Consider the following 24778-nt stretch of genomic DNA (forward strand, 5'->3'; position numbering starts at 1 on the left):
GCAAAACAATAACATAATTCAACATTATGTTTATAGAAAATAATCATCATCATAATGTTTTTTTATATATCACTTTACATAATGATTAAATTTAATTATTTATTGCTTTTATATTAGACATATTTTTGGTGTTCTAATCAATTTTCAAAAAATAATCATCTTACTTAAGTAATTCAAGTAGTTGTTGTGCTTTGTTTACTGCCACTGATTTTGCTTTTGCTTGAGCAATATCCGCTAATCCTTGCCATTGAGAATCAAGTTCAGTTAGATAACCGCGCCTAGTTGCCTCTTTCAAATAAGGGGCATAGGTTAATGACATATCTAAAATCCGATTGATCCAAGCAGGTATTTTTTCACCTTGTTTTACTCGATTTCCAACAAACTTAATGCATTCAATTAATACTGGACAAAATATTGGCAATAAACTTGGCCTTTTTTCTAGTAATCGAATTAATTTAGTGGGGCTTAAATCAGGATAATCGAGAAACAACATAATAGCTTTACGCATGGTATCTGCATCAATAATTCCTTTTTTAACATTTTTTTCAAAAATAAAATTTGCTTTATAAGTATCACCGTCTTGAGCCAACAATCCGATAATCACTGTCACTAACGATTTTGAAAAAATCAAATTATCTATATTTGATAATGGCCCATCGTTATTTTCTTGCCAATTACGTGTTTTTTCAACAACAAGTAACTGTTTGTTAATACACCAATGTAACCAAACTCTTGATTGAAAATTAGGTATAACTTGTTGATCTTTTGATAATGCTGGGTAAGCTCCGCATTGGAATTCGTATTCTAAATCATAATACCAATCATTTTTTACTATGTGGAAAACTTGATTAGACACATTGGGGAGTTTTAAAGTAAACATTAACGATTTAGCCAATGCTTTAGAAAAGCGTGATGATTGATCTATTACAGGCTTACTAATAGTAATTGAAACATTATCTTCAGGCACAACTTTAGCCTTTTGCGGTTTTGACCATACTTGGTCAAAATCATCAGGAGCTCGCATCGATACGTCTTGTTTTAAAGGGGCAATTTTAGGTAGTTTTTCAACTATGGCTTTTGCTTTCTTAATCGCATTAGCACTACCTTCTTTACTGGCTAACATTCTGATGCCAAGTAATTGCAATTGATTGGCATCGGCTATGCCTTGATCGACAGCATATTGAACTTCTGGTAAAAACTCAGCTATCGCATCAACAGTTTCAAGCGTGCCAGATAACAGTCTTGGTGCTTTACATGATACGATGATTAATTGATCCAAAATAGGCCAAACCACCGAAAGGATGCCTTGTTTTGCAATATCGGTTAATACTGACACCAAACTAGCTATACGACAAGGAACCTGACTAAATCGCTCCAGTAACAAAACATCCGCCACACCAGGAATAAGCAAACCTCTTTGCCATGCATCATTTACTGCTTGAGCCATATTGCCAGCCACATAAGGCGAATTAGCGCGTTGCATAGCTAACAATGTCATTGCAGAACGTACATCAAAAGGAGAACGTCTGTTAACAATTTGCTGGAACTCAAAACCTTGATGGTAATCTGTTGCCCAATCAATATCTGACGGTATTGCACTATCGTTCCATAACGGAAAAATAGCAAGAATTTCTGTAAACCCGTTATTTCCAATACGTTTAGGGAAATAATTTAATGATTGTGGCAGGGACAGTACGTCTTCAATATAAGTATTTAACGCTAATTTAGGTTCGATCACTGGATCGTCCAGATACTGTAACACTAAAGAGCCAGCATCAATTGGCATTTTTTGTCCTGATTGCAAAACGACTGCAACATTTAACTTTTTGAGTTTGTCTATCGTTGATGATGTTTGTGTCGAAACATCAAGACGAGTCAAGGCTAAAAACAGATCTGCCTCTAATGCATCAATTTTCAACTGTTGATAAATCGCTAATCGTTGACTAAGATCATCCACTGTTATTGAAAGATCACTCATGCTTGGTGTCGACAGTAAACAAGGTATTTTGCCTAAGTTTTTACAAACAATATAATCGCGTGCTGTCAATAAATCAGACAAGTATTTATGATACGGAATCTCTTCGCCTTTACGCCAATAAAATATAAAACCAAGAAGCTGGTCAACCCGCAATTTTATACCCGCTAAACTCGCTTTTGCTGCTTGAGGATCGTGATAAGCAATAATATTGGCTACAGCTAAAAATCTTTCCGTCACACTATCATGACCCGATATGTTTCTTTTTACTAATTCAGAGGCTAACTCAGTTAATACATCAGCGGACACAGGTTCTAATTCAAAAGGCGGTAATTGCCAAAGTGGCGGTGTTGGTTGCCAAAGTTGTTGTAATTCGGAGGAATTAGATTGTACGGTATGATTATCAAGATGCCACTGTGTAATTAGCTTGCTAGTTAAAGCCACAATTGACTCATCAGTTTGGTCAAGTAATAGGTTTAACAAAGGCATAAACAAATCAGCATTTTTGGGCTTTTTGCGATTTAGAGCTATCTTTAACACTAATTTTTTGACCGATTTTATTTTAGATGATAAGCATGCCGTCATCACTTCGACTAATAACTCATCATCAACAAAGGGGATTAAAACGGGTGCTAATCGATTAATGATTGCTGATTCACCCATGGCTAGTAATGGAATTAAAACAGGTACTCGCTGACACAATTCAGCATCGGTAACACCTAAATCATAAAGTGTATCTAACCATACTCTACGATCTATAGGACGAATAGCGATATCTAAGGCTAAAAAAATTAACTCTTTTGCTTGCTCTCGGTCAAGCCAACCTAATGTTACCCCCAAGCGAAACACTTCTCTTAAAGATCTTGTAGCAGGTGTATTTAACGCAATAGCAATATGAATATGTTCGATAAATCGACGCTGACATTGAGCTATATTTGGAGGGATTTTATCGTAAAAAGGGTCGACAATATCAGCATCATGAATAGCAACTGAAAAATGCTTTACAACATCACAACCACGCATAGCAACCGCCGCATACAACGTCCAATCGGCAATATAATTTTGATTTTCAGGAATAATCAAATTTAAACGATCTACCAACTGAACAGCAAGATCTGTAGGCGCAGACGCTTGTTGCACAAAATTTTGTGCATAATTCTCACCACGTTCAATAATAACCGGCAATAACAAAGATGAATAAGTATAATGAGCAAGTTTTAACGCTCGGCTCACTGATACCCCAATCCGAATGGCGTACAAAGCTAAATATGCTTTATTACACTTAACATAATCTTGCCATTGAAAAGCGTTACCAACTTTGACATAGTCACCCCATTTGCCACTTTTTAATCCTAAAAGTGCAATTTTTTGCTGCTCTTTGCTACCTAGCGGTTGTTGTAAAATATTGTCAGCTGTGACATTGTTCCAATTTAAAGAAGTAAAAATCGCTTCGGCTTTCACTAAGTTAGCATTCATAAATATTTTCCTTAATTTGCACTGCTAAAATATGTTTACACGGTCCTTTTTTGAGTTGATGATTCAGATACCATGAGCAAGTACATTGTGATGTCATTTTACTATTCTGCCTAACAAAACGGACACGATAGTCTTCGTTATTCGAGTGAACCATCCATGTGTTTTCATCAACCCGATCAATACATTCAAGCAATTTATAGGCCGATTTTAAACGCGGATTATCTTTAATAAGTCGATTAGGATCTTCAGGCAATTGACGATGAAAATAGCCATTTTGGTGTACATCAAAACCCAGCTTTCCTGAAACAGCCAGATACGCCAGCGAACTATTAATACGCTGAGTATCTAACCCTGTTTTTATCGCTAGCTGAGTCAGATCAATGAGTGAATCAAATTGTAAAATAGATTGAATAAGTTGAGCATTTTGTAATTGTTGTTTTGGTGCAAGCAACTCAAGTAAGGTACCTTCGCCAGAATAACCTTGCCATGGCTGTGCAGTTAAGCTCAAAGTAAGCCTTGCTCCGTCGAGTTCAACTTCAACCATGCAGGGTCCTTGTTCGCCACTTGCTAACCGGTAAAAAGTTAAACGTTTAATATTGGTCATTAATCGCTTAAGTGCGCTTAACCGGTGTAGCCCTGAAATATACACACTATTGCTATCGCCTTGAGCCATCAATTTAATACCGGTATTGGATGGCACTAGCCAGCTCGATTGTTGTTTACTAGTCACGGTTGGCAATCCCGCAATAAACGTTTGTGCTTGTATTCCCGTTACCGTAAAAACAGCAACCATTTTGGTATGAATTTCAGCTACATTACCAAGTGCTCGAATCCACCTATCTGGCATTGCAACAGGGCGCTCAATAATGGCTTTTATACCAATCACATCTCTATCTTGTTTTTGGATATGCCGCGTTGCCAAACCTTGATTGCCAATATTGAGATGAAGTTTATCTTTATTATTAACCTGAGTTAGCGCTTGCCTTAAGCTAATACCAATATCTACATTGGTTGTGCCTCGTGATATTTGTCCATCAAATCCTTGTTGTAGCAAATCTAAACGGGCATAAACACTGTTGCAGGCAGAAAAAACTTCTGCTCTTAATTGATTCCCTTGCGCAGATAAAACAGGATCACGCAAAGTCACCGGCACCGGTTTAAAATATCGGGTCGCAGTAATATCAGCCAGAACCAGTAAAGATCTAGCAAGAACCTGTGGGTAAAGAGCATAACCAGCAAAAAATTGAGGGTTGTCAATAATTCCATCTGGTGTTAAGGCTGGCGATAACGCTAAGGCTAATACGTCGTTAGTGAGTTTTGATTGCTGAGAAAACTTCAATATAAATCATCCTAACACATTAAAAATAGACAAAATATCATGCTCATGAGTATAAAATAAGCAAAATATATTGTCTATATTTGATGTTTTTTTGCTATTTTGATGAAAAATATTCTTGTTTTATCAACACTATCTAAATGATTTCTGCAACAGGTGATCCCGCGCTGACATAATTGCCTTCTTTGATTGTTTGCTTTAAAACACCGTTTCGATGTGCAATAACTTGAACTTCCATTTTCATGGCTTCCATAATAGCAATAACATCGCCCGCGTTTACGCTTTGATTATCATTGATCACCCATTTAAAAACACTACCCGAAACAGGTGACTGGACAATCAATTCAGAAATTTCTTCTTTCAAGCTGGAAGATGTATCTAAATTAGCTTCCGTTTGCAAGGATAACCCAGCAAAAAGTTGTGCAGGAAAACCCAGTTTACAACGTTTACCGTCAATCTCGATAAATGTGTGAGTCAGTGTTGCTTCTTTTTGTGGTATTTGCCTCTTGGCAGGCGTTATTGTTGCAGTCAATTCAGTTTCGATCCAACGCGTATGCACTTTAAAATCATCACAAAAATCTGGATGTTCAATAACCGCACGTGCGAATGGTAATACACTTGCCACCCCCTCAATCGAAAACTCAGCTAAAGCACGACGGGCCCTTGCTATAGCGTGCTGACGATTATTGCCAACAATAATCAGTTTTGCTATGAGCGAATCAAACATGGACGGAATAGCCGAACCAGCGAGTACCCCACTATCTAAACGTACTCCTGGCCCTGATGGCGCATCAAACCGTTTAATGGTACCAGCTACAGGCAAAAAGCCATTAGCTACATCCTCGGCATTAATACGAAACTCAATGGCGTGCCCTCGTGGTTTAGGCATTTGGTTAATACTAAGCGGTAAGCCTTGGGCAATGCGTAGTTGCTCGATAACAAGATCGATACCCGTTGTTTCTTCTGTAACTGGGTGTTCAACTTGCAATCTTGTGTTTACTTCAAGGAAGGATAATTTGCCATCCTGACTAAGCAAAAATTCAACTGTACCCACGCCGACATAATTTGCTTTAGCACAAATATCAATCGAAGCTTGAATAATTTGTTGCTCTAATGGTTCGGTTAAAAATGGTGCGGGTGATTCTTCAATTAATTTTTGGTTACGACGTTGCAGTGAACAGTCACGAGTTCCAACCACAACAACATGACCTAATGTATCTGCAATGATTTGTACTTCAATATGTCGAGGATTGTGTAAAAATTGTTCTAAAAAACATTCACCACGACCAAAGGCAGTAGTCGCTTCGCGTACAGCGGAATGATAAAGTTCTTCAACTTCTTCCATTTGCCAAGCCACCTTTAATCCCCGACCGCCGCCACCGAATGCCGCTTTAATCGCTATCGGTAAACCATGAGCGTGCGCAAATTCAACGACCTCTTTAACATCTTGCACTGGTTGTTTAGTTCCAGCCACTAAAGGCGCGCCAACTTGCAATGCAAGTTGTCTGGCTCTGACTTTATCGCCTAATATTTCGATCGTTTCTGGATTTGGTCCAATCCATATCAAACCAGCATTTTGCACTGCTTTAGCGAATTCAACACGTTCTGATAAAAACCCATAACCTGGGTGCACCATTGTAGCGCCTGACCTTTTGGCTATAGCAATGATTTTATCAATATCGAGATATGTTTCACTCGGTAAGTTGCCTGATAATCCATAAGCTTCATCTGCCATTTGTACATGAAGTGCATCAATATCCACATCGGCATAAATTGCAATAGACAAAAAACCCATATCACAACAAGCACGTATAATACGTACTGCAATCTCGCCTCGGTTAGCGATCAATACTTTGTGCGTTATTTTTTGATTATTTTCAGACATGATCAATATCACTCCCTTCAATTTCTTTAAACATCCCTATAGGATTAAATTTTATTTTGGCATTGACAGGAATTTGACCGGCCAAATCTAAATGGTATGTACACACAGCCCCGATAACAGGATAGCCCCCTGTTAAAGGATGATCATTCAAAAATAGTACCGGCTGCCCATTCGCTGGAATTTGTATTGCTCCAATGCAGGTGCCTTCACTGGGTAATTCTTGCTCTTTGGCACGGCTTAAAGGCATGTCACCAGACAAACGTAAACCTATGCGATTAGATGCAGGTGTCACCAGCCATAGTTGAGAAGAAAGTAATTCTACTGCTTGCTTTGTAAACCAATCAGTACGCGGTCCAAGCACAATATCGAGTACAATAACATCATTACAAGTAGGATAGCGTATCATTGGTGTTTCAGTTAACGACACCGCATTTAAGGTTTGAATTTTCTTAATAGCTAGCGTTTGACCAATTTTAAGTGGTGAGGGTCCGACTTGGGCAAGTGTATCATAAGAGCAACTGGTTAAAACAGGTGATACTTGAAAACCACCACGCACAGTCAAATAACTGCGTACACCACATTTTACGCTTCCCAAACTAATAATATCGCCTTTTTCCAATTGAATCGGTTGATACATGGCCACATTATACTTTTCGCCATCTGATGTGGTAATGTGTATATCACACTCAGCCCCTGTGACAGCAACCAACATACCACGGTTTACCTGCGCTTTAAAACCACCTTGCGTAATTTCTAATACGGCTTCATTTATTGGATTGCCCACAATGCGGTTACCGCTATGTAATGCCCCCTTATCCATCGATCCAGATTCAGAGATACCTAATGCCGCCTGACCAATGCGCCCTGCGTCTTGTAAAAGTGTTTGTAATCCTGTTGCTAATATTTTGATATCCTGTTGTTGATTGCTGTTGTTATCGTCTTTTTTAACGGTAGGCAAATGATACTTTTTAGTGGATTTGCTAGCATCAACAAAATTAACTCGGCTACCAGGTTTCAATAATGCAGGTTGATCGCGATTTAAATCCCATACAGCGGTATCGGTTATACCAATAAGTTGCCAACCGCCAGGACTTGCTTGAGGATAAACACTACTAAACTCACCTGCTAAAGCAACTGAACCCGCTGGAATACGAACTCGTGGTGACTTGCGACGCGGTACATTAAGCTGAGCATTTTTAGACACCATATAAGCAAAGCCAGGTGCAAAGCCACAAAAAGCCACTTGATATTCATTATTGGTGTGTCTTGCAATGACTTGAGCAACAGTTATACCTAGATATTCAGCCACTTGGGCTAAATCCTCGCCATTATAATGAACAGGTATTGTCACCCATTCACCAGATTGCATAACACTTGCTGAAATATCTAATTTAGCGATATGCTTAACAAGCGTATTAGCATTAGTCGCAATGGGATTATAACGAATCAATATAGTGCGCGCTGCGGGGATTATCTCTTCTATATGCCAATGCATAAATACACTTTGCAGTGCATTGGTAAGCGCCATTGTTTGCTCAAGTGTTGTTAATTCAACAATAAACGCATCAACATTAACGGGTAAAAATCGCATTAAGCACCTCTATATATGGTAAATATCCAATTCCTAACTATAACTATTTATAGCATTGTGTCATATCAGAGACTAACTTTATTGCCGGCTTAACAAATTCGTATCTAATCATAGTGCTATTTTTTCGTTAACTTAATTAAGTTTCCAAAACTTAACTAATCTAATGATTATTTACCTTAGCAAACGAGACAATATTAATGCCATTTTGTTGTAATTTTTCACGAACTTTTTGCGCCATTGCTAAAGCACCAGCGCTATCGCCGTGAACACAAATTGATCCTGCCTCAATACCGATAAACTGCCCGTCTATAGAAGTCACACCACCATCACTCACCAACTGTAGCATACGGTCTGCAACTAGATCGGGATCGTGCAACACAGCGCCGGCTTCTTTACGAGACACTAACGTACCATCGGCATGATATGCCCTATCAGCAAAAGCCTCGGCAACCACACGCAAGCCATTTTCTTTAGCCCACTCAATGAGCTTTGAGCCCGCAAGCGCAACTAAAATCAGTGTTGAATCAACCGAACAAAGTGCATCAATCACTGCCATTGCCTGACGCTTATCATGCGCAATTGTGTTATATAATGCACCATGAGGTTTAACATAACTCACCTTAGCGCCAATTGAAGCGGCTAACCCTTTGAGTGCACCAATTTGATAAATCACATCTGCGGTTAATTCATCGGCGGCTATATCCATATTACGACGGCCAAAACCAACTAAATCAGGATAACCGACATGAGCACCGACTTCAACATGATTAGCTTTGGCCGCTTTTAATGTCTTTAAAATACCCGCTGGCGATCCTGCATGGAATCCGCAAGCTATATTGGCACTGCTAACAACTTTTAGCAGTGCCTCATCATTTCCCATCGGCCATTGACCAAAGCTCTCGCCAAGGTCACTGTTTAAATCAATACATTTAGTGATTGTCATATGTCCTCTATTTTAAATAGTTAAAAATAGTCGCAACCGACATTATGCCCATATACCAAGTAATAGCGCACACAATCATACCTAATAACAATAGCCATCTTGGGTAATGATACCCAGACATAAGATCAGCACGTCGCCAACCAATATAGACAAAAATAGTTAAACCAAGCGGTAAAACTAAACCATTAAAACCACCCGCAAAAACTAATAATGATACAGGTGCGGTTCCCATAATTAAATAAATAGCTAGCGAAACAACAATAAAAACAATAGTGGCAAACTGGCGTTGCTTTTCTGTAATTGCCCGTTTAAAAGGGGTAATAAAAGTCATTGAAGTATAGGCAGCGCCAATAATACTGGTTATCGCAGCAGCCCATAAAATCAAACCAAAAATACGTAACCCCAATTCACCTAAAGCGGCCTGAAAGGCTTGTGATGCGGGATTGGCAGCATAGCTTGAAATGTCAATTGACACACCACTTGCAACCACACCTAAAATGGCTAAAAATAAGATGTAACGCATCAAACCCACAACCATTATTCCTTTGGTTGCCGCGCCCGAAACATAATCGATATGCTGAGCACCAACCATACCTTTATCAAGTAATCGGTGAGCACCAGCGTAAGAAATATACCCCCCAACCGTTCCCCCAACAATAGTCGTAATAGAGGCAAAATCAATACTGCTTGGAAAAACCGTTTCCTTTAAAGCTTGTCCAACAGGTGGTTGAGAAGCAAATACCACAAACAAGGTCAAAATAATCATGAGCAAACCAAAACCAATCATTAAACGATCAATAAAATGACTGGCTTTACGGGATGAAAATATATAAACCGCTAACAGTGCGCTAATTGCCCCACCCCATTTAGGATCAAGCCCAACAAGTGCGTTTAAACCTAAACCAGCACCGGCTATATTACCAATATTAAATACCAACCCACCAAATATGATCAGCACCGCAAGTATATAGCCACTAAATGGAATCGTCGCATTAGCAATATCTGAAGAATTCATTTTGGTTAACGCAACAATTCGCCAAATATTTTGCTGAACAACATAATCAATAATAATAGAGGCTAAAATACCAAAGCCAAAAGCAGTACCAAGAGTGACGGTAAAAGTGGCTGTTTGGGTAATAAAGCCCGGACCAATTGCCGAAGTCGCCATTAAAAAAATGGCACTGATTAATGAGGCACGCCGATTTTTAACAAAAGCAACAGTACTACCGCTATTATTTTCCATATGCATGTTTCCTCTAAACTTATTTCTAGAATTATGACGATAGTTATACTAAATAGTATTTACAAGCAATAACTATGCCATAGCTCTAACAAATTTTGATAAATGGGGATAAATATAATTACTGTTTTTAAAGTAAAAAACTAATAAAAAATAATTATAATGATTCATCAACAAAGACTAACGAGCTTATTAATGATAAAGGAGATAACTCAATTTTTAACTTGCACTCAATTAATGTGCAAAAATGCCACTACATAGGGTAAATATCTTTAATTAACATTACTAAAAATAATAATTTTTGTAAAGAAGTTTCAGATAACCCTACATTTCAATATAAAAAACTAAAGAAATTCATCTTATACCAATTTAAATATAAGGTAAGTTTTTTTTCATAAATTTGTTTTATGTTTTACATAAAACAAAAATAGCGTTATCCGTAAAGATATTTTCAATCATTTTTAATGATATTTGTATAATATGTTTACTTAACTTAACAATCCAGACATGATAATACTGCCCCTATCAGACAAAGAAAATCGGTCAATGGTTTCCACTGCCTATTTCAATTGTCTGACTGGTATTTAAAAAAGGCGGGGTAAAAATAATGCATCACACAATTACTATCTAATGTCTTAATATAATGGAACTAGAAATTGAAATGTGCCAACAATTTATTACACACTCAATAATATGAGATTAGTTGATTTTAAAAACGACAAAGACCCTTGTCATTTTCTAAGTTAGTTTTGCACTCAGTATGAAGTATTTAAATCTAAAATAATCACCTTTATTAAAATTAAACAATCATATTGGCATATAAAATTAACATTTTAGTCGGTCTGCTACTTATCTTTTATAAATTTACATTTATATGTGATGCAATTACTGCTTAAGTAGTAAATATTATTAATTATTATATAAGGTAAGAGCGTTTCCCAACTTCCTGCTGTTAGCTGGGAAACATTAATGTTTATGCGAAGTCTACTCATATTAAAAATGGCAATAACCAATTAGCGATTACAATATAACTTTAAATAGTGTGATTGAAGTTAAAAAATAGCTCGCACTAATTGCTAGCCCATAGGGTAAGGTAACACCATTTTCTGGTTTTTTTATGTGTTTATATATAATTGCGATGATTGCCATAGGTAGCCCAAAGAGTGTAATTGTCACCAAAAAAAACATAACGCTACCTGATGGGATAGAGATTAAAAGAGCAGTAATTAATTTTATATCCCCTGCACCAACTAATCGACAATAAAACATAAAAAGGCCACAGATTAAAAATATACCCGCTGCACTATAGTTTAGTTGACCATCACCAAAAATAAAATTCAAAATATTGAGGATGAATATTACGCCAACAATATAATTTGAGATCGTTCGGCGTGTTAAATCAGTATAACAAGAAACTAATAAGCATCCCCAAATTACTAACATAATAATATCATTAATTAATTCTTGACTAATCATTACTTCCCTTGCCCCTGAATATAATCCTTACCATAAACTCTTTTCATTGCATCTACAACAAAAGGCATTTCAAACGCTAGTGTCCAATCTCTTCTTCTACTGCTACTTGGAGAAAATTTATGTCCACCACCGTAACCAACACCAAAGATTTTTCCTTTATCACTCCAAGAAAATAGGTGCTGTCTACCACCATCAAGTTTAACAAAATTACCTTCGTGGTTCCTAAGAGTTGCTACCTTACCGTACAAGATATTTTTATAAGCACCACCAATAATACCCCATGTTAGCAATTTTTTGCCTACATCTTTTGTTTCTCTAGTAATGGCAACACAACCACGAACCGGCAATAAAGCGAGCTAATATTTTGTGTGATCAGAGCGGGGATTGTAATTGTTCTGCCTTTCCGCTCACCTTTTCTTTTCTCGTTTTCGTTTTCTTCTGGTATTAGCTCTTTACTATAATGTGTCTAATATTATTCCACTCTAGCCGTTGAGGTTAGAAAGTAGTGAAATATCGTCCCTCTATATTTTGCATAATATTTTACCACTAATGCTATCTTAGGTTTGTAATCTATTTCGATATTAAACTAAAGACAGAGGGTACTCCACAAAACACAAAATTAATTAAACACTTACATTTTTTCATTGATAGTATAATTGCTAAATTTTGATAACGTCTATTTCGCATTGTTAAGCTAATTTTTATTAATAAAATTGCCTGTCTCGAATTTAAAAATTTTAGCTAATTCTTTAGATAAGGACTGGTAATCATGAGCCACAAATAAGTGCATCCCGAAACCGTGATCCACACAACGTGTCCATTTGCCGAAGTCAGTGTCGTTGTAGTTACTACCTCCTCTAGCATTAGGATCTAACTTTATATAGAAAATACGTGCGTCTTCAGCTGCTTTAGCAATATAACCTCTCGCCTCGAACTCCCTAGATTCAAGCCCTCTAAGCGCAAGATAACACACACCCCTGTCTATAAATCTATCTCTAAGAATATCAGCTCCCGCATCATCTTTACCATCAGAGATAATAATCATAGCTTTATGCTTACTTCTACCTTTAGCCATCTCAGGAATAGTTCGTAACAGAGCAGTCATAGTATCAGTCCCGCCTCCTGGTTTCCAATCTGAATTTTTAAGCACATTTAAAAGATTATTAGTGTGGTTAATATCATCACTAAAAGGTATTAAATAAGGTAGCTTAACATGATTTGACGATATAACTGTTCTTAGCTTTTCCGACGCTTTTTTAAGTTTGTCCTCGTCTGAAAGGCTAAGCATTTCTTCGCTCATAAAACCACTACTATATAAAGGCGACTGACACATTCCCTGAAATGGCGAAAAATCAGCTGTAGGAGGTGCAAGAGGACGTTCAAAATCTATTATCATAGATTCTAAATCACTAAATGAATCCAGTTTCCTCAAAGTAGCCGATACATCAATTGTTTCAATATTAGCAAACGAATAATGCACACTAGGATTATTTCCTGAAAACATATTATCATATAGGCTGACCATACTAGCATATTGAGTTTCTATCGTATTTTTATTCCGTGGATCTAATGGATAATATTCGTTAGCTGTACCACAAGCCAATCGTGCAGCCCCAGATTGTCCACCACCATTTCGAATATAACATAATCCTCTATCAACTAATTTCCTATCATCGTCAGCCCCTAGTGCTGGTCCAAGTATTTTTGAATAGTAAAGGTAATTAGAATAATCTAAATAAGAATAGACTGTATTTCTTTTTCTACTGAAATAATTATAGTTTAAATAGTCATAGTTTCTAAATTCACCTCTTTCTTTCAAAGAACGCCATATCTGATACGCAATATTTTTATTTGCCCAAAATTTATAATTAAGAGATTTGTATTGTGGTTTCAGTTCGTACATGATCGAACAATTATAACCAACTTTAAGATCTCTATTGCTAGTCTGAGTCGAAACAACAGGGACACCAATATCATAAGGAACAAAAGCAAAATGATATTCAGGACGGTCTTTATATTTCTCAATAATGTCTATCATTGCCTTTTTAGTATAATCAAGGCGTCGTTGACTATTGTTGTTTGCTTCAGTGTATGCATTACAAGATACATCGCTGTATTGACATGTAGTTGAACCTGAAAAATCAACAATAAAAGCAATATCAAATGTATCAAAAATGTCATATTTCCTAGTGTTACCATAACTTTTAGTATTATTTCCTACAATTGCTGGTTGATCTAATTCACTATTCCATATATTAAGATTACTACCAATTAGAGAGTCAAATTTTTGTTTATAAATAACATAATATTCTTGTTTATCTTTATCATATTTTACGTCAATGCTAGCACTGTTAACTAAATCATTACTAATTTTTCGATAGAGAAAATAATTAATATACCGCAATGCACCTCTTTTATCATCTAGATGATAGGTATAACCAGAGCCGTGTGCGCTATAATGAGGACCATAATCAGAGATATCTAGGAATAATGAAGCTTCATTAGTTGCCTCAGAAATCCTTGCTCGATTACGCAGTGTTTGGGTATAATTAATTGACATTAACATACAAACCAATATAGCTGGAATCATAATCGCAAAAGCTATAATAGCACTTCCATCGGTACATTTAAAAAAAGATTTTTTGTAATTACTCTGTTTTGATTTATTATTATTCATATAATCCTCTCAAAGGAGTATCGGTTGTAACGATTAAAAAGCATTATGTTACTCAAGAACATATAGTGGGCATGATGTTTCATCGGGGTCTAGAACATCATTGCAACGAGACAACACAACAGTATCACTGCATAAATTTGGCAAGGTATCACTTGCATCTCTACTAGAATTAATCCATTTTAAATAAAGACTTTCTTCATTCACAATACACATACTGATTCGATAAAAAGGGACATAACGTCCAGAGATACTATAAGAATAACCGTTTTTGTACTTTTCAGGTACTCTTCTTTTCGCATAACGAGTAAAATAAGCAAAAGCGGTAGGACCACCTTGACGACCAAATAGGAGAGGAAGTGAATTAAAAAAGTCGTTGAATTTATTATTGCAGACACCAGATGGACAAGATTTCGAGCTAAAAATAACGTCAGAAGTTCGATAAATATCATTTGGTCGTTGCAACATGAAAAAAGCCTCTATTTGTATAGAAACATCACGACCACCTAACAATTTAGTAGCCAATTGACGCAATTCTTCCACTTGAGTATCATCAAATAACTCATAAGTTTTGAAACAATCAGCACTTGAATTACATAATTCCAGTTTGTTGTTCTTAATTATAGCATTTTTAGCTGGATAGAGAGACGATCTTTCGCGAAAAACTGATGCCACAGTATAAGTTGTTCTTTCCAGCCTATTTTGTAGCATAATGGTAGCATATACATCATAGATAATAAACAATAATGCTGAGAATAAACAGAAACATGCTGCAAACTCAATTGAAATAACACCATCTTTATTGCAGAAAAAATTACCAGAATATTTCATTGTTATTCCATTCCTTTAATTATCATAAAACTCACGGTAAACGATAGTTTTCTTCGTCAAAGAAGAATCAATAATACGACCGAACAGCTCAGAAAATATAGCGTAGTAGTCATAGCTCAAATTGAATAATATCAAGCGAGTATCGCTACTTGGCGTATTTTGGCAACTATCACCAAGTACATCCTGTATTTTTTTGCAATAGGCTATTGTAATATGCAGGTCATTTGAGTTAGTCAAATAGGGCCATAATGGTACCTCATCTTTAGCAAATTGCTCCATTTGCTGGGCATAATTGCCATTTTCTAAAATTGCGGTTCTTCTTGTTATTTCTGTAGTCATTAAATCTAAGGTCGAACCAATAATCATAATTCGACTAAATTCAAGCACAAACATAAATAATGTAATTAAAGAAGGAAAAACAATTGCCATTTCTATTGAAATAATTGCTTTTTTTTGATGAAGAAATAATTTCAGATATTTCAACATAATTTCGCTCTACTCTATTAAGGATTAATCTTTCTTTTTCTTTAATATTGAAAAAGACGTTTTTGACTTACTTTTTTTGATTTTCTTATTGCCAATAATAGCTGAAGCAATTTCTTTTATTTCACTACTTTCATGGGCTTTTTTAAATTTATCCATCCTTGGGATAAATTTACGCGTAAAATCAATACTTCTACCTAAAAACTCCTCAATATCGTCATCTCGTAAAGCATTTTTTTTATCATAAGGAAGATTATCATTTAAACAAACCAAAAAGCGTTTATTCAGTAAATCCGAATTCTGTGTAGTAGCGCGGGAAATTTCATCTAGCATTTTTTTAGCAATTTTAACTGAGAAAGGATCTCTATTTGTTACAATAAATACAATATTTGAGAGTTTGACGATCTCTTCGAAATATTTAAATGAAGATGCTAACCCCATATTTTGATCAATAACAGTAATGTTGAATTGTCCAGAATTCAAATCATCATATTTCCAAGCTCTATCACTGGATTCAATTTTTACTTGCAAAGAGAGATCAACATCAACGATCGAATCATCTTGAGGAATTGGCATTTCAAATAAAAAATCGGCATTAGGGCTTGTTGTTGCACCTTGAATATAAAGCAGCGGATAATTTGTTAATGAACTAATATTTTTTAGTGTATGAATCGCTAATGATGATGTACCAACTCCACCTTTACATCCTAAAAACGTAATAACGCTACCTACTCTTTGGCTTGAACCTAGTGGCGTCATACTCCTTGAATGTAAGATAGCTGGAATCTTCTCTAATTGAGTATTTTCTAATAAAAAATGAATACCTTTTTTTAACAAAAACTCAGAAAACTGGATTGAATCATGACTACCAACAAGTATTGTTGACGCTTTAATTGGAATACATCGATTAACATTTTCTGATAACAGTTCAGCATCATCTTCATCATTGATATCTAGAATAATTGCATCATACTTGTTCCAACGAGACTCCTCTTTTAATTCAGATAAATCTAACGAAATGATTTCCATTCCTAATACGTTATAAAGAAAAAGCACTGAACGAATATTTTCAATCAATTCGCTTCTTTTACTTAAAATCGCAACATGAAAACCAGAAATACGCCCAGCCACGAATTCTTGTGAAGGGTCTTTTGATATATCTTTATCTTTTTTATTACCAAATAATTGCATAAAAATTCCACCAACCTTTTATTCAATAAAACCCATGTCATTAATAAATTTTTCACTTTCGTTAGATATTGGTATTGTTTTGCGTCGTTGTTTATCCATATTGTTCTTAATATTAAAGAAACTATTAATTACATCAGTTCGTTCTAAAATTGGTAACTCTACACTATCAAAACTATTATTAGATGTCACTAAATTAACAGTTGCAAATACGACCATTTCAGTCTTTTCCCGGCCTGTCGTTGAACTACGTGCCAATGCTCCCAAAATTGGGATTTCACTAACAAAAGGAATACGAGATAATGTTTCTGAGTCCTGTTCATTAATTAATCCTGCAATAACAAAACTGTCTCCATCAGATAGGTCTATGGTTGAACTTGTTTTTCGAGTTGATAAAGTGGGAATATTATAGTTATTAAAAGCATACGCACCTGAAACAGAACTCACTTCATTATTAATAAATAATCTAATACGTTTATCATTATTTACTTTGGTACTGATATTTAATTTAATCCCATACTCTTTATAAGTAATATTAGAATCACCTTCTTTATTCTTAGTTACTATGGGAATTTCGCCACCAACTAAAAATGATGCACTTTCGCCAGACAGTACAGATAGGTTAGGTTGCGCTAAAATCTTGGCTAAACGGTCATTTTTTATTGCACGAATCATTGTAGTGATATTATGAATATTGAAGCCTTTTTTTAGACCTAGTAGAGTAAACTCACCAATATTATTCATTTCACTCCCTTTTTTTAGCATACTGTCCAAAGTTAAACTTTGCCATTCAATACCTAATGAATCAGTAAATGTTTTACTCACTTCAACAAAAGTTAATTTTACATTGACCTGATACTCTTCAATCACTCTGATATTATCAATAATATTGTTATAAACATAATAATCCTGGAATACAAGATCAACATCCCCTGATTCACTCTTTGCAGTAGTACGTACTCGCTCTGCACTTTGCCCGACAAGAGAACCCACAACTGTCATAATCCTACCTTTTGTTGTAGTGTCTGGCGTGGTACCATTTAATACATACACAAATCTACCGTTTGGATCACCATTATCATAACGATCTATTGTTACGCTACTATTTGGAAAACTCTGCGCCAGTCTATGCGTAATTTGAGATAAAAGCGGATCAACGTTAATGGTATCGTTAATGATAATATTATTTGCATCATCATAAACGAGTAAACTAGTTCTACCATTTGACTTACCATATATAATTAATGACTTACCATCAATAACTTCATAATTAGCCACACTGTCTTGACTAATGAAAACAGTACCCACATTCTCAGGTAAAACAATAGTTTTGGTTTGCCCTATCTGCAAATTATGGATATTAGCAAAAGTCAACGAAGAAAAGCCAATAGATAATAAGCAAACTATTTGTTTAATTGTATTCGTAATTGATTTAACTTTTATTAGCATTCTTAGTTACCTTTTAGCAAATTAATCTGTTTTTGCTTTGAAAAAATAGCTTTATCAGTCAATGGCCAGCTTTTTTCTTTATCATTTAACAGACGTAGTCCATCATCAACATTTTTTTTATAAGTACTTGGGTACATCATAATTGTAGAATTTGTCATGAGCGTTCTTAATAATTTAATTTCTTGATTTGAAAGCTCTAATTGAATTTGTCCTGTATCCTTTTTTTGAAATCTTGAATCAATTCCATCATCATCTATGTCGATATAGAGAATTTTTTTACCTACAATGATCGGTTTTATACGATTTTTAACAAAATCATCGCTAGGCGAAACAAGTCTATCCTCGTTAAAGCTTTTATTATTAGTCTTCGATAATTCAGCGTCACTATAAAATATATAAAGATCAACAAGATCTCCACCTTTTAGATTTTTTACCAAATAAGAATCAATTTGTTCTAATTTGAAAGGAAACATATAGTTTCCTTCTTTTAGGACTAACATTGCATATTCAGGTGAATTAGGGGAAGCAACTAAGCGATGCTCTATAAAAGAATCTTTCGCAATATTGTTCTTCACAGCATAAGCGTCTAGCTCTGTTGCATTAATTATATATTCAGACTTCTGTTCACTATCAATTCTAATTTCTATCGATTTAAAATAGTAATCATCTTTAGTTAAAATTTTCCCTTTACTAATATCATATTTTGCAACTGCCACTGTTATGATTTCTGTTTTTGGTTCTTCTATTTTAGGTTCTTGGTTAATTTCGACCTGCGTCGGAACCGCTGGTTCAACAACAGGTTCAGGAGATGATTTTGTAAACAGTATTGCCAGTCCCACGACTAACATTAATATATATAGAATAATTATTTTTTTTTCCTTCATGCAAACTCCTTGTGAGTTTATAATTATTGTTATTTTTTACTTATTTATTTTCCAAATAAAAATCAAACACAAAGCAATGGGCTTTACCATTAGAATTAGGACCTGCGTCAAAATCCTTCACTATAGAGTCTTGTTTTGTTTTTATTTGGAGAATTAATGTTTTTTCGGTAGTTAAAGATCCCGTTATATTAGCAAAATCACGATCACTACGAGAAATGCGATTAATGATATAATTTATTCCCGCGGTAGGGAGCGTTACATCATAAAACGATAATTTGAATTCTCTTGGCGAGATTTTTTCAATCTTGTATTGACTTTTGGTTAATTGATTAACTGTTTCGAAGGTAATTCGACTGAATTTTCCATGTTCGCCTGATCGAACAGCTAAAATAGTCGACTGAGTCGTTACCTGATTAGCTTGTTTATTTTGTTTAGAAATAGCTAGATTAGTATCGGTTTTAGAATTAGTTACAGCGGTTTGTTTCGGTTCAGTTTCTGTTTCTAATTTAGTCACATTTGATAATTTAGCACTAATTTCTGACTTAGTGGTAGTTTGTGAATTAGTTTCTTTTTTAGGTTTTACAACGGTATCTGTTTTGGATACTTGCTGTGATGCTATTTTTTCAGTCGTGTACTGCTTTTGATTATCACTTTGTGTTGGCGTAATTTCATTAAATTTAATCGCATCAACAGGTTCGATCTGTTTTAATTCTTGAATTAAGATTTCTGGATCATTTGATAATCTGTGACTTAAACAAAATGACTTAGCTAATTGCATTTTATTCAATTTCACCAATGTATATAGTAAGTTATGAAGAATTGTTTGATCACGATATCCTTTTGTATATAAAATATTTAGGTGCTTATAAGCTTCATTATAGTCTTTATTCAAAATTGATAACATCGCAAGATTATTTGTGACTTTGTTTTCATCATAAAAGTTTTCTCTAGCTAGGTTAAATGCATAACGTGCAGCATCATATTGTTTCTTTTTCAGCAAAACGATGCCTTTTATATTATATGCTTCACCATTTTTACGATTGATGGCAATTGCTTTATCTAAATATTCCAAAGCTGTGTCATTATGCCCCATTTTAGATTCAACATGAGCATACAAAGCAAAAAGATTATCATTCTTACTTTTATTTAAAACAGGGCTTAATGTTCTTTTTGCTGCTTCAAAATCATTAGAAAGGTAATAAATTTGAGCAAGTTTATATCTTGTATCTTCGGTATCGGAACGTTGTAAGCGTTGTTTATAAAGCTCAATTAAGCCGCCATAATTTTTTGTTGTTTCATGAATATAAATTTTTTGTTGCTCATTTAAATCATACCTTAATGTACTGTTTTGACATCCAACAACAAGAAACAACATTGAACATACCACAATAAATTTTGCTTTTATTAACCTTCTTGGTTTACAGCCTATTGAAAAATCTTTCATTATCTCTACATCCCTATCTATTACTTAATGTTGATATAATATTCATGACAACAGGTCCTGCAATAACAACAAGAACTGGTGCTAAAAAAAATGCCATCATCGGTAATGTCATCTTGGCTGCAATAGCAGCGATTTTTTCTTCTATAGTTAATTTTTGCATCTCTCTGATTTCAGCTGATAACTCCAATAAAGTATCATAAATTGAGTTACCATAACTAATACTTCGTCTTAACGTTATACAAAACATCCTGACTTCTTTACAGGGGACCTCTCGTTGAATTAAATCAATAGAGAGTTCAATACCGTTAACATCCATCATTAAACAAGCTCTTTCTAAGATAGCAGCCACATCTTTGTTGATTGGTTTCACTCTTGTGCTTAAATACCTAAAACCATTTTCAACTGTCATGCCTGATTTAACCATAATAGCCATCATATCAATGATCAATGGTAAGTCTTGTGAAATTTTTCTGATTTTTTTGGCTGTTTGTCTTTTTACTACCTTATCGGGCACAATAATCACTGCAATAATAATGACAAGCAAAACAATTAATAGCGCATTGGAATCAAGCACAAATAATGAAAGGATTTGGTTTATAAGATAAAAGAATGAAAATCCGATAATAACAGCATAAACCTTCCAACTATTTTGTTCTTGAAAGCGACGCAATAAACTTAAACCGAAGCTATTTTTAGCCGCAATTTTTTCAAAAGCAACATTCTTTTTATTAACATGTTTTTTAGGTGCTTTCCTTTCTTTGTTTTCAATGTTTAAGAGTAAACTGATTTTTTCTTTTCTTTGATGAAATAAATATGAACCTACCAACTCTCTACTGCTAATACAAATTAAAATAATTGGGAATAATATATTTAGTAAAATAACCATAATTTAAATGACCTTATTAATCATCCCTTTGATAATGATAAGACCAATAGCCACACTACCGATAATATAATACAAAATATAGTGACCAACTGTTGTATCAACCAAATACTCATAATTTTTTTCTGAAACTAATTTAAGTACAAAAATAAAACAAAATGGCATACAACCTAATATTGTCATCGTCATTCGCAATTCGGCGGTTTTACCATCTCTGGTTTTAGTTAAAATTCGATTGCTGGTTAACATTTTTGATAATCGACTCAGGACTTCTTTTAATTCACCGCCACTGTCAAGATTAACCATTACCGTTAAAATAAAAAAATAATATTCTGGAAAAGGAAGTCTTTGATAAGAGTTTAATAAAACCCCCTCAATGCTATCACCAATTTCTATTCGGTTATCAATATCTTTCATTATGTTACCAATAATGCCATCAATTGAGTTTCCACATGTTTTAAAGCTTGTTGTTATTGCACCTCCCGATGATACAACACCTGAAATAACACTTAATGCTTCGGGAAATACTTCGTAAAATTCTTTCGTCAATTTCTTTTTTTTAATAAAAATGGTTACAACAGCTGTGGCAATAGTACTTACGGGAATTACGATATAGTTGTCATAATGGATATATTTTTGATTCAATATAATGCCTGCAACCGTTCCTGATAGAATATAAATAAACAACCGTGTTTTCGATTGCCCCATTATAAGTAGATTGTAATAATATCCAATCATTACTTTAAAATCGTAGCTAATCCTCTCCCAAAAAGATTGTTGTCGTTGAGATAGTTGACTTTCAATCAAACTCGTTAACGAAGCCTTTTTAACTTCAACATTATAAAAAACCTGTAATCGCTCAGTACGGCGACGCAATGTCCACATATTTTTAATTGCAATAAGAATAAGTGCAATTGAAAGAATGAAAATCATACTTTGATCCCCACTGCGTTTAACATTAATTTTTCTAATACGTCTGACATTTCATAATATTGGGCACTTTCATAAAGTGCGGATCGTTTAACCAGCCCATTACAGACAAATTCACCTTGAATCTTACCTTGTTCGTTTCTTTCGTCATGAATTTTAAATTTGAACACATCATGAGTGACTATATTTTCTGATTCTAAGCCAATAACCTCCGTAATACTCATTACTTTACGTTGTCCATCTGGGAGGCGAGAAACTTGAATAATAAAATTAACGGAAGAAGCAATATAGTGTCTAATTGCAATAATTGGTAATTCTGGTTGAGCCATAATGACCATACTTTCTAGGCGAGATAAGGCATCTTTAGCAGTGTTGGCATGTAGCGTCGACATTGAACCACTGTGACCAGTATTCATGGCTTGAAGCATCTCATACGCTTCTTCACCACGGCACTCCCCTAAAATAATTCGGTCTGGTCGCATCCGCAATGCATTAACTAACAGATTTTGCATCGTTACTTTTCCGCGCCCGTCTTCACCGCCAGCTTTGGTTTCCAATCTAACCACATGGTCTTGCTGAAGTTTTAATTCGGCAGCATCTTCGAGTGTGACAGTACGTTCGTGCTCACCAATAAATCCAGATAATGCATTTAGCATTGTAGTTTTACCAGAACCTGTCCCACCTGAAACAATAATATTCATCCGACAACGCGCCGCAATGACTAAAAAATTGGCCATGTCTTCGTTTAATGACTTATAGTTGATTAAATCATGAAAGGTACGACGACCGGTACCAAACTTACGAATTGACATCGAGGTACCGTCAATAGCAATAGGAGGGATAACAACATTAAGACGGCTACCATCGGGCATCCGAGAGTCAACTAACGGGTGCGACTCATCAATATTTTTGCCGACTTTATTAACTAAACGCCTTGCAATATCAAGCAACTGGCGATCACTAATAAAAAACTTATTTGTTTTACTAAGAATGCCCCCTCGTTCAACATAAATGCTATAAGGACCATTGACTAAAATATCACTAACTGTCTCATCTTTCATTAAAGAATCAATTGGCCCGTAACCCACAATCTCATCACAAATCATACCTGCTAATGCATTTATTTCGTCGGCTGTAATATAGGCATTACTTGAACTTACAACATCTCTAATTACTGTTTGAACTTCACGCAGTATTTTATTCGGATCATTTTTTAACTGTTCAATCAAATCAAGATCAAGGACTTGAAAAACCAAATCACGAATCTTTCCCCACTCATCAGAAAATTTAAATTGTTCATTAGCCATGGCGTTTCTTTAATTATGCTCTATTCAAAACAAAAGTTACTGGCTAAACCTAATAACTTCAATCTTATAAAGATAGCAATAATAAACCATCTTTAAATAGCCTTATAAGGAAGGGAGCCAATAACAACTAAAGTGAAATTATATTCTATTATCTACAGACAATAACTCCACAAAAAGTACAAAGCTCCCTCAAATGTTATAATTATCTATTATAGGAGGATACAACAACCATAATAGGTAATATAACCATTCAAAACTCTATTAAGCACCTATTATACCTGTTAATTTCGTTTGCAAGGAATCAAATACTTGAGTTAACATTTTATTTACAGGAGCATTGGCACCAGTACCAAAAATCACTAACACTACAGCCGAAACACCTGCTGCCACGATTGCGTATTCGATCGCAGTTACACCTTGTTCGCTTTTAACAAATTTACCTGCAAAATTTCTTACTTGAGCACGAATTGCCGATAAGTACATCATAATTTTCTCCTTAAATATTTCTTACAATTTTTATTTAATTAATTTACTTTCTTATCGAAAGTTTGAACATTATACACATATAAATTTAAAATTGCTAATTATTAATCAAAAAATTTCAATCAAACACACCAAACAAATTGACTACAATCAATAATATATATAAAAAGCATTACTAACCATGCAATTAGTTAATGGATCGGCTACACTAATTTATACAACTTTTTTAAGGGGTAAGGTAAACTTATCACCACTAAAAAAGGAACAAATATGAATAAGATTAAACGCAAAAGACGAACA

Annotated in this window: 19 protein-coding genes; all 19 read right to left on the reverse strand. The window is 34.9% G+C overall.

Features of this window, described 5'->3' with window-relative positions:
• Nucleotides 1–160: 160 nt before the first annotated feature.
• The 19 genes from GQ593_RS09785 to GQ593_RS09875 all read right to left on the reverse strand — a co-directional run bounded on the left by GQ593_RS09785 (nucleotide 161) and on the right by GQ593_RS09875 (nucleotide 24481).
• Nucleotides 161–3451, reverse strand: coding sequence for a hypothetical protein (locus GQ593_RS09785; RefSeq protein ID WP_160431852.1), 3291 nt, complete (start codon nucleotides 3449–3451; stop codon nucleotides 161–163).
• Complete coding sequence (locus GQ593_RS09790) at nucleotides 3441–4790, reverse strand: SWIM zinc finger family protein (RefSeq protein WP_202115449.1); 1350 nt, start codon at nucleotides 4788–4790, stop codon at nucleotides 3441–3443. The genes GQ593_RS09785 and GQ593_RS09790 overlap by 11 nt, the downstream gene beginning before the upstream one ends.
• A gap of 133 nt (nucleotides 4791–4923) precedes the next feature.
• Nucleotides 4924–6672, reverse strand: coding sequence for an acetyl/propionyl/methylcrotonyl-CoA carboxylase subunit alpha (locus GQ593_RS09795; RefSeq protein ID WP_160431853.1), 1749 nt, complete (start codon nucleotides 6670–6672; stop codon nucleotides 4924–4926).
• Entirely contained in the window at nucleotides 6665–8263 is a 1599-nt protein-coding gene (locus tag GQ593_RS09800; RefSeq protein WP_160431854.1) for an urea amidolyase family protein, read from the reverse strand. The genes GQ593_RS09795 and GQ593_RS09800 overlap by 8 nt, the downstream gene beginning before the upstream one ends.
• A gap of 160 nt (nucleotides 8264–8423) precedes the next feature.
• Nucleotides 8424–9200, reverse strand: coding sequence for a 5-oxoprolinase subunit PxpA (locus tag GQ593_RS09805; RefSeq protein ID WP_160431871.1), 777 nt, complete (start codon nucleotides 9198–9200; stop codon nucleotides 8424–8426).
• A 13-nt stretch (nucleotides 9201–9213) separates the two neighbouring features.
• Entirely contained in the window at nucleotides 9214–10449 is a 1236-nt protein-coding gene (locus GQ593_RS09810) for an NRAMP family divalent metal transporter (RefSeq protein ID WP_160431855.1), read from the reverse strand.
• Between the two features lie 1017 nt (nucleotides 10450–11466).
• Nucleotides 11467–11922: an A24 family peptidase gene (locus tag GQ593_RS09815; RefSeq protein ID WP_160431856.1), complete on the reverse strand. Its 456-nt coding sequence runs from the start codon at nucleotides 11920–11922 to the stop codon at nucleotides 11467–11469.
• Nucleotides 11922–12269 (reverse strand): hypothetical protein, encoded by a 348-nt coding sequence (locus GQ593_RS09820; protein WP_160431857.1) that lies wholly within the window; start codon nucleotides 12267–12269, stop codon nucleotides 11922–11924. The genes GQ593_RS09815 and GQ593_RS09820 overlap by 1 nt, the downstream gene beginning before the upstream one ends.
• Before the next feature lie 347 nt (nucleotides 12270–12616).
• A complete protein-coding gene (locus tag GQ593_RS09825) occupies nucleotides 12617–14599 on the reverse strand; it encodes a VWA domain-containing protein (protein ID WP_160431858.1) in 1983 nt (660 codons plus the stop codon).
• 48 nt (nucleotides 14600–14647) lie between these two features.
• Complete coding sequence (gene tadF / locus GQ593_RS09830; RefSeq protein WP_160431859.1) at nucleotides 14648–15427, reverse strand: tight adherence pilus pseudopilin TadF; 780 nt, start codon at nucleotides 15425–15427, stop codon at nucleotides 14648–14650.
• Nucleotides 15428–15442: 15 nt separating this feature from the next.
• Nucleotides 15443–15913: a TadE/TadG family type IV pilus assembly protein gene (locus tag GQ593_RS09835; RefSeq protein WP_160431860.1), complete on the reverse strand. Its 471-nt coding sequence runs from the start codon at nucleotides 15911–15913 to the stop codon at nucleotides 15443–15445.
• A 24-nt stretch (nucleotides 15914–15937) separates the two neighbouring features.
• Nucleotides 15938–17101 carry a hypothetical protein gene (locus tag GQ593_RS09840; RefSeq protein WP_160431861.1) on the reverse strand — a complete coding sequence of 388 codons (1164 nt, stop codon included), beginning with the start codon at nucleotides 17099–17101 and terminating at the stop codon, nucleotides 15938–15940.
• An 18-nt stretch (nucleotides 17102–17119) separates the two neighbouring features.
• On the reverse strand, nucleotides 17120–18547 hold the full coding sequence (locus GQ593_RS09845; RefSeq protein ID WP_160431862.1) for a type II and III secretion system protein family protein: 1428 nt from the start codon (nucleotides 18545–18547) through the stop codon (nucleotides 17120–17122).
• 2 nt (nucleotides 18548–18549) lie between these two features.
• A complete protein-coding gene (locus GQ593_RS09850; protein ID WP_160431863.1) occupies nucleotides 18550–19431 on the reverse strand; it encodes a hypothetical protein in 882 nt (293 codons plus the stop codon).
• Nucleotides 19432–19471: 40 nt separating this feature from the next.
• Nucleotides 19472–20875 carry a tetratricopeptide repeat protein gene (locus GQ593_RS09855; protein ID WP_160431864.1) on the reverse strand — a complete coding sequence of 468 codons (1404 nt, stop codon included), beginning with the start codon at nucleotides 20873–20875 and terminating at the stop codon, nucleotides 19472–19474.
• A 13-nt stretch (nucleotides 20876–20888) separates the two neighbouring features.
• Nucleotides 20889–21761 carry a type II secretion system F family protein gene (locus GQ593_RS09860; RefSeq protein ID WP_160431865.1) on the reverse strand — a complete coding sequence of 291 codons (873 nt, stop codon included), beginning with the start codon at nucleotides 21759–21761 and terminating at the stop codon, nucleotides 20889–20891.
• A gap of 3 nt (nucleotides 21762–21764) precedes the next feature.
• Nucleotides 21765–22691: a type II secretion system F family protein gene (locus tag GQ593_RS09865; protein ID WP_160431866.1), complete on the reverse strand. Its 927-nt coding sequence runs from the start codon at nucleotides 22689–22691 to the stop codon at nucleotides 21765–21767.
• A complete protein-coding gene (locus tag GQ593_RS09870) occupies nucleotides 22688–23995 on the reverse strand; it encodes a CpaF family protein (RefSeq protein ID WP_160431867.1) in 1308 nt (435 codons plus the stop codon). Before GQ593_RS09870 ends, GQ593_RS09865 begins: the two co-directional genes overlap by 4 nt.
• Nucleotides 23996–24256: 261 nt before the next feature.
• Nucleotides 24257–24481 (reverse strand): Flp family type IVb pilin, encoded by a 225-nt coding sequence (locus GQ593_RS09875; protein ID WP_160431868.1) that lies wholly within the window; start codon nucleotides 24479–24481, stop codon nucleotides 24257–24259.
• Nucleotides 24482–24778: the final 297 nt, after the last annotated feature.

Origin of the sequence: Gilliamella sp. Pas-s25, from assembly GCF_009795885.1 — a bacterium.
Lineage (GTDB): Bacteria > Pseudomonadota > Gammaproteobacteria > Enterobacterales > Orbaceae > Gilliamella.